Genomic DNA, 7,869 nt, shown 5'->3' on the forward strand with positions numbered 1-7,869 from the left:
AGCCGGACTGCCAGCGGGGGGTGGCGTCCAGGCCGTTGAACGTGGTCAGCTTCTGTGCGTGGTCGTCGTCGAGGCGGTTCGCGTCCGTCACGTAGATCTCGCGGTTGGTGGCGCCGTCGCGCTGGCTGGTGAAGGCGATCCGTTTGTTGTCCCCGGCTGCGAACGACGGGTCCTGGTCCTGGCCGGGGGCGTCGGTCAGCCGTGTCGGTGTGCCACCGGCGGCGTCCATGACGTAGATGTCCAGCTCGGCGAGGTTTGTACCGACGCTGCGGCGGAACGCGATTCTCTTCCCGTCCGGTGACCAGCACGGGTCGGCGTCGAGGCCCTGCGAGCCGTCGGTGAGCTGGACGGGCTGGGCGTTGGTGTTGAACGCGTCAACGGTGAACAGCTTGCCGCCGTTGCTCCCGTTCTCGCTGACGAAGTAGACGATCTGGTTGTTCGTCGGTGACCAGGACGGGTCGGTGGCCCCAGCCGGCACGGGTAGCTGCCGGACGCTCGACCCGTCCATCGCGATGACGTAGAGGCCGGGTGAGCCGTCGTTCGGGCCGCGGACGGCCCTGATCACGACGAACCTCCCGGTGGGGTCGACCGACGCCCGGGCGTCCCCCGCGATCTGGATCTCCGCCGCCGGGCCGGAGCCGAAAAGGGAGATCGGACCGGCGCTGCCGTCCGCGGCGATCGCTTTGAGGCTGGGGGAGGAGTCACCCACCGTATAGAGGACGGTCTTGCGTTTGGGTCCGACGATCACCGGGAGCGTGTCCGGATCCGTATCGTTGGTCAGCTTTCGCGGCGACCCCAGAGCGCCGTTCGAGCCGACCTGCACACTGAAGATGTCCTTCTTGCCGTCCTGCTCGCTGGAGTACACCAGCGTGTCGTCGCCGAGCCCGACAGTGGATTTCGGCAGGATGTCGGCGACCTTCGCCTGGTTGTCGCCCGGGTTCGAGCCGGGGGCCAGCGCCAGCACCGCCCCGGCCACCGCCGCCACCGCGACCCCACTGCTCGCGACCACCAGCGCCATCCGGCGGCGGGGCCGCGGCACCGGGCTGTCGCCCCGAACGGTGGCCGGCGTGGACGTCCCACGGGTGCCGCGCGTTGCGGTGCCACCGGACGCGCTGCCGGGCGCGGGTAGCTGCCAGTCGCGTAACACCTGGGTGACGGTTGCCTCGGGGTCGACCTGCTCTGTCGACAGCGGTTCGCCGAGCAGGCGCAGCATCAGCTGCTGCGCGCTCGGCCGGGCCGAGGGAGCCTTGATCATCGCGCTCGCGACGATCTCGCGCAGGGGGCTGTCCAGCCCGTCCAGGCGAGGCTCCTCGTTCACCGCACGGAAGAGCAGGATCTGCGCGCTGCCTTCGCCGAAGGGGTAGCGGCCGGTCGCGGCGAACGTGATGAGCCCGCCCCAGGCGAAGATGTCCACCGCCGGGGTGACCTGCTCGCCCTGGATCTGTTCGGGTGCCATGAACGCGGGGGTGCCGAGCTGCTGGAGATCCCCGGTGAGGTTGCTGACGGCGTCCAGCGCCCGGGCGATCCCGAAGTCGATGACGCGGGGCCCGAAGGGGGAGAGCACCACGTTGGAGGGTTTGAGGTCCCGGTGCACGATGCCGGCGCTGTGGATCGCGGTCAGGGCCGCGGCAACGCCGACCGCGAGCTGTTCAAGGTTCGCCGCCGACAGCGGGCCGACCTCGGTGACGAACTTCGCCAGCGTCCGACCCTCGATGAACTCGGTGACCAGATACGGTTGTTCGGCATCGGGTGCGGCGTCGAGTACCTCGGCGGTGCACACCCGGGCCACCCGGCGGGCCGTTTCGGCCTCCAGCCGGAAACGCGACCGGAACTCGTGGTCGTCGGCCACGTCGGCGCGGATCACCTTGATGGCGACCAGCCGGTCGGTTTCGCTGCGTCCGAGGTAGACGGTTCCCATTCCGCCCTGGCCGAGCGTGCCCAGCAGGGTGTAGGAACCGAGCTGGCTTGGGTCGTCCGGACCCAGCGGGGCCATTTGTGCGTTCAGGGCCGCATCCGGCGCCGTCATTGTTGACCTACCCCCAGACCACGTGCTATCCGCAACGCTCTGTCAGACCGGCCGGACAAGTCCTCAACGTACTCCCGCGGTCGTCTCGCTGACTCCCGGCTTTCCCATCCGGTCAGGCATGACATGCTTCTGGCCATGGCGCGGTCGCGACGGTTGTCTCCGGTAAGCGCTCCTGCGTTCATTGGCGCGGTGACCGTTTTTCTCTTAGCGGTGGGTTGTGGTAGTGCGGATTCACCGGTATCTCCGGTGTCGCCGGTGGCCTCAAGCGCCCGTTCGAGTGGGTCACCCACAGCTGCGCCACCGACGACCGACCCCACCGCGCCGGTGTGGGGTTTCGTCCGCTCGGACGAGGCTGCGCCGCCCCTTGGTGTCGCACGGACGCCCGCGCCCTTCGTGCAGGCCGGCAGCTGGCAGTCCGCGGCGGGCGGCACCGGTGCGTCGGCAACACCGTCGGCTGCGGCGACGGTGGTCCGGCGGGATACCGGTCGCTACAGTGTGATCTTCCCGGGGATCGGCGTACCCGGCGGACGCGGTGTCGCGGTGGCCTCCGCGGTCGGTGACCAGCCCGTGAGCTGCCACACCGAGCGGTGGGCGTTGTTGGGTTCGGCCGAGGATGTGACCCTGTCCTGCCGGTCGCAGGCCGGGGACTACGCCGACTCCCGCTTCACCGCGTTGTTCACCTTCGCACCGGCGTCCTACCGCGCGCCGTTGACCTTCTCCGACACGTACTTCCGCGGACAGGGGGTGAGCCCGACCCCCACCGGGCCGTCGGCGTCGGTCCCGCCGCCCTTCACCTACGTCCGCGACGACGCCCCCGGCCAGACCTCGACCCCGGCGGGCGACTACTACGACGCCGCGGGCCCGACCGGGAGCATCACGATCAAACGGATCGGGGTCGGGCACTACTCGATCGACCTGGTCGGTCCGACCTATTCCGCTCGGGAGGGCAACAACCTCCAGGTGAACGCGATCGGCTCCACCCCGGCCGGTTGCAACCCGCTCGGCCGGGACGAGAAGACCGACCGGCAGACCATCTTCGTGGGTTGTGCCGTCGGGGAGACCTGGACGGACACGCCGTTCGTTCTCATCTACACCAACCAGCATGCGATGATCGGGGCGGACAACGTGCCGTTCGGACACGCCTTCACCGGCCAGGAGGTCGCCGACACCGGGAAGATCGTGCAGCCGCCCCTGGGTAGGACGGTCGATGTGTGGGACAGGTACACCGCCAACAGCGCCGGAAAAGTCAACACCGTCCGTCACATCTCGGCCGGCACGTATGAGGTGACCTTCCCGGCGGCCGGCCGCGCCCCGGACAACGTCGAGGTCATTCCCTACGGTGAGCCGACCCACCGGTGCGCGATCGGTGGCTGGAGTTCACCGCGTGGCACCACAGCCGGCGACGTGACGGTCTCGGTCTTCTGCGTGGACCCGGCCGGCGCCCGTTCCGACACCCAGTTCAGCCTCGCCTACGTCAGCGCCGCGGTCCTGACGTCCTGACGTCCTGACGTTGAGGTGCGGCCGTCCTGCGCTGTGCCCGGCTTGTCCCGCTCCGGACCCACGCCGTGGTGGAGGCGTCGGCAGCTCCCCCCGTGAGCTACCCGGTCCCGCCCCCACCCGGTGGACCCGCGAGTCAGATCAAACCGGATGCAGGCGCGTCACACATCGTCATTCGCTGGGATTCAGGCACACGTTCGCCGCGGATTTCATCCGGTACGGCCCGCTGGTGCTCCACCGGCCACGGGGTGGCGTGACAGGTCCGCGAATTCGGCGATCAGTTCGTAGGAACGCAGCCGGTCGGCATGCGGATTGACGTTCGTCGTAATCATGATCTCATCCGCGTCCGTCGCGTCGATGAGCGCGTCCAGGCCGGCCCGGACGGTCTCGGGCGACCCGACGATGTGGGACGCGGTCGCGCTGTCGGCTGCGGCGCGTTCGGCTGGCGTCCAGGGATACGCATGAGCCTGCGCGGGGGTGGGAAACACGCCCGGCTGCCCCTGCCGCAATCGCAACATCGCCAGTTTGGTCGGCCCGGCAAGCCACTGCGCGGCCGTGTCGGTTTCCGCGCACAGGACAGCCGCGGCAACCATCGCGTAGGGCCGGTCCCGGCCCGGCGACGGGCGGAACGTCGACCGGTACAGATCAAGCGCCGGAAGTGTGTCGGCCGAGCTGAAGTGATGAGCGAAGGCGAACGGTAGGCCGAGAATCCCGGCGGCCTGGGCGCTGTAGCCGCTGGAGCCGAGCAACCAGATCGGCGGCATGTCGCTGTGTGGAACGGCGGTCACCGCCCGCAGCGGATGATCGGGGGGGAAGGTGTCGCCGAGGAAGGCGACGAGCTCGGCGAGCTGGGCGGGGAAGTCATCGGCGGACAGCGGGCCGGTCGAGCGCCGCAGCGCTCGGGCGGTTGCCGCGTCCGTTCCCGGTGCCCGGCCGATGCCGAGGTCGACCCGTCCCGGAAACAGTGCTCCGAGGGTCCCGAACTGCTCGGCGATCACGAGCGGTGCATGGTTGGGCAACATGATTCCGCCCGAGCCGATCCGAATGCCGCTCGTCGCGGCCCCGACCTGTCCGATCAGGATGGAGGTCGCGGAGCTCGCGATACCAGGCATACCGTGGTGTTCGGCGATCCAGTACCGGGTGTAGCCAAGTCGTTCGGCGTGGCGTGCCAGGTCAAGGGTATTGCGCACCGCATGGGTAGGCGTTGAACCTGATGCGACCGGCACCAGGTCGAGGACGGACAGGGGTACGGCGCGGTTGAGGCTCACCTCAAAGGATAACCGCCGGCATCCACCAGGAACTTCCCGGCTGTCTTCCCGGGCAACGTCTCCGGCGATCTCACCGCAGCACGGTGCGACGGCCGGGAACCCGGTACTGTAGTGAGGTGCCGGCCGTGACATGGCCCCCGGGCTCACCCCATTGTCGCTGCGAGCGACCACGCGCCGAGAGGCGACCTGCGCGGCCGGCACCTTCGTTCACGGGCGCACGTTCATGCGAACCGGCTCACTCGGGCCGGTTCACTCGAACCGCAGGATGTCGTCGACCGACCGGCGGGGTGTCGCCTCCAGCGGTTCGGCGTCCGGCAGCGGGTAGCCGACTCTGATGATCATCTGGATGTGCCCCAGGCCGCCGATCGAATGCCGCAGCAGCTCCCGGGTCGCCTCGAGGTCAACGGCCTGACCCAGCGGTGATGTGGCGATACCCCGTGCGGTCGCGGTCAGCAGGACCCGTTCCATCGCCTGGCCGGCTCGCAGGCGATCGGCTGGCGTGTCGCCGTCGGTGCCGATGAGGATCACCATGGGACGTTCCACGTCAGTCTGGTGCAGCGCCAGGCCGGGTTCACCGACCACGTTGAAGTCACGGATCGTGAACTCGGACTGCCGCGGCTGATCTGAGCCGATCACCACATCACGGGGTATGCCGTCGACCGCATCGGTGGTGGTTCGGCTCCATGCCTCAAGTTCCGCCCGGTAGGCCGGGTCGTGGTTCTCCAGCCAGTCGGCACGGGCGATCAGCACGCTGGTGTCGATGCGCAGATCGGCGTCGTCCAGGGATACCAGCCACCCAGCCTCCATCTCGGCCGCCCGCCGCAGCGCCCGCAGCGCGTCGGGCTCCAGGGTGCGCGGGTCAAAGGGCCTGCGGTCGGTGCGCCGATGGCGGGTTGCCGCGAGCAGCATGTCGTTGTCGGGATCAGCGGGTTGGGCGCTCGTGGCGGGGCTGATGTGGATCGTGGCCAACGGTCCGGCGTCAAGGTCGTCACGGGTCGCCGGGAAGATCGTAACGGTTGGGATGAGCCCTGCCGCCCGGATGGCTAGGCGGGCGTGCAGGAGCGCTGCGCCGCAGCTCAGCAGGAGCTGACGACCATCGGGGTCGGCGACGTCGAGCCGGCGGGAGACATCGGCCAGGAGGTCCAAACTGGTGGCGCTCACTCGCCAACGCCACGGCTGGGTGTTGTGGATTGACGGGGCCAGACCCGCTGTCTCGACGACCGTGCGGGCGAGGTCCTTCGACAGAGTGTCGCTGCTAGTCACCCACACGACGGTAGGCCCTTCGGTCTGTCATGTCCTGTTGCCGGCCATCCATGGTCGCTAAGGCCCCCTCGGCAGGTATCGTCGGTTCCGTGGAGCCTGTCCGCGTATTCGTTCTCGATGACCACGAGATCGTCCGGCGCGGGATGCGCGAGCTACTGGAAAGCCAGGGCGACATCAAGGTCGTGGGGGAGGCCGGCCTGGTGGCCGAGGCCCTGCGGCGCATCCCGGCGCTACGTCCTGACGTCGCCATACTCGACGCTCGCCTGCCCGACGGCAGCGGCATCGACGTGTGTCGTGACATCCGCTCCGGCACACCGGAGGTCCCTTGCCTGATCCTGACATCCCACGACGACGACGAAGCTCTCTTTGCCGCGATCATGGCCGGCGCCGCCGGCTATGTGCTCAAGCAGATCAGAGGTAACGATCTTATCGGTGCGGTTCGGACGGTGGCGTCCGGCCAGTCCATGCTCGATCCCGCGGTCACCCAGCGGGTGCTGACCCGGTTGCGCGACGGCGCGCCTGAAGACCGCATGCTGTCGGCCCTCAGCGAGCGGGAGCGTCAGATCCTCGGCCTGATCGCCGAGGGGCTGACCAACCGCCAGATCGCCAGCCGCATTCATCTCGCTGAGAAGACAGTCAAGAACAACGTGTCCTCGATCCTGGAGAAACTCGGTCTGACCAGCAGGACACAGGCGGCGGTGTTCGCCACCAAGATTTCCGGCTGACGGACTTCCCGCCTGGCGGACTTCCCGGCTGGCGGACTTTCCGCCTTGAGGGCCAAAGGGCGCGCGACGATCGTCAGATCGCGCGCCCGGAGGCCGCAGTCTCCGGAGCACTGACGGGCCCGCGCGGGCGGGACTTTCGGTCCCGCGGTCTACCCGAATCGCTCTCGTTCGCGTCGCCGGGCGCTGCGAGCGTGAACAGGGTGGAGACGACATCCGATATCGTGGTGGGAATCGATGCGTCCGCGGATGCCGAGTCGGCCCTGCGCTGGACTCTGGTGCACGCAGCGTTGACCGGAGCGCGGATACGAGCGGTGCTCGCCTGGGGTCCGGGCGGGCGTCCACGTGTTGTGGACGACATTTCGCCGTCTATCGGCGTCGACGACCTCGAGCGTGCGGCAATGCAGGTGCTGCATGACGCGGTCCGGCGGACGCATCCTTGTGACCTCGGTGTCGATGTCGTTGAAAGGACGGTTTACGACGCGCCTTCGGACGCCCTCGTCGAGGAATCCCGGGACGCGGTGATGCTCGTTGTCGGCGCACGCGGGCTCGCCCGGATGCGCCGGATGTTCGTCGGTTCGGTCAGCACGCGATGCGTTCAGGAAGCCCCCGTTCCGGTGGTGGTCGTACGCGGTCCGGCTCCACCGCAGCCGGACCGCCGCCCGATCCTTGTCGGTGTCGACGGCTCGCAGCCATCCCTGGCGGCACTGCGCTGGGCTGCGGTCGCGGCAAGGCTACGCCACGTTCCGTTGCTGGTATCGCACTGCTGGCAACCCCAGCCGCCGCCGAATGCCGCCGGCCTCCCCTTGTTCGACGAGGCGGAGCTGGAAAAGGCTGCCGGCATCACTCTTGACACCGCTGTCGACCAAGGGCTCGCACGCGATCCAGAAACCGCCGTCGAGGCAACACTGGTGGCCGCGGCGGCGGCGCACGGCCTGATCGTGGCCGCCCGCGCGGCCCAGTTGCTGGTGGTCGGTGCCCGCGGCCACGGCGGGTTCGGCGGCCTGCTGCTCGGGTCGGTCGGCTACCAGGTTGTGACGCACGCTCCGTGCCCGGTCGCTGTTATCCGCTAGCGGGCCGAAAGGGCGCGCGA

6 protein-coding genes are annotated in these 7,869 nt (G+C 69.0%); 3 read left to right on the plus strand and 3 right to left on the minus strand.

Annotation, left to right across the window (positions count from 1 at the left end; translation table 11 throughout):
- Positions 1 to 2,026 (minus strand): protein kinase domain-containing protein (locus U9978_RS12390; protein ID WP_322761255.1); only part of this gene is annotated, 2,026 nt, incomplete at its 3' end.
- A 255-nt stretch (positions 2,027 to 2,281) separates the two neighbouring features.
- Here U9978_RS12390 and U9978_RS12395 point away from each other — a divergent pair.
- Entirely contained in the window at positions 2,282 to 3,526 is a 1,245-nt protein-coding gene (locus U9978_RS12395; RefSeq protein ID WP_322761256.1) for a hypothetical protein, read from the plus strand.
- Positions 3,527 to 3,732: 206 nt separating this feature from the next.
- Here the strand turns inward: U9978_RS12395 and U9978_RS12400 are convergent, their stop codons facing one another.
- Both U9978_RS12400 and U9978_RS12405 read right to left on the minus strand, forming a co-directional pair.
- Entirely contained in the window at positions 3,733 to 4,791 is a 1,059-nt protein-coding gene (locus U9978_RS12400; protein ID WP_322761257.1) for an LLM class flavin-dependent oxidoreductase, read from the minus strand.
- A gap of 249 nt (positions 4,792 to 5,040) precedes the next feature.
- The gene (locus tag U9978_RS12405; protein WP_322761258.1) at positions 5,041 to 6,054 is read right to left on the minus strand and encodes an Acg family FMN-binding oxidoreductase; all 1,014 of its coding nucleotides are present in this window, start codon (positions 6,052 to 6,054) and stop codon (positions 5,041 to 5,043) included.
- Positions 6,055 to 6,143: 89 nt separating this feature from the next.
- Between U9978_RS12405 and U9978_RS12410 the strand changes: the two genes are divergently transcribed.
- Together U9978_RS12410 and U9978_RS12415 are read left to right on the plus strand one after the other, a co-directional pair.
- Positions 6,144 to 6,779, plus strand: coding sequence for a response regulator transcription factor (locus tag U9978_RS12410; protein WP_322754578.1), 636 nt, complete (start codon positions 6,144 to 6,146; stop codon positions 6,777 to 6,779).
- Between the two features lie 200 nt (positions 6,780 to 6,979).
- Positions 6,980 to 7,849: a universal stress protein gene (locus U9978_RS12415; protein WP_322761259.1), complete on the plus strand. Its 870-nt coding sequence runs from the start codon at positions 6,980 to 6,982 to the stop codon at positions 7,847 to 7,849.
- Positions 7,850 to 7,869: the final 20 nt, after the last annotated feature.

This window comes from Protofrankia sp. Cr2, from assembly GCF_963555885.1.
Taxonomy (GTDB): domain Bacteria; phylum Actinomycetota; class Actinomycetes; order Frankiales; family Frankiaceae; genus Protofrankia.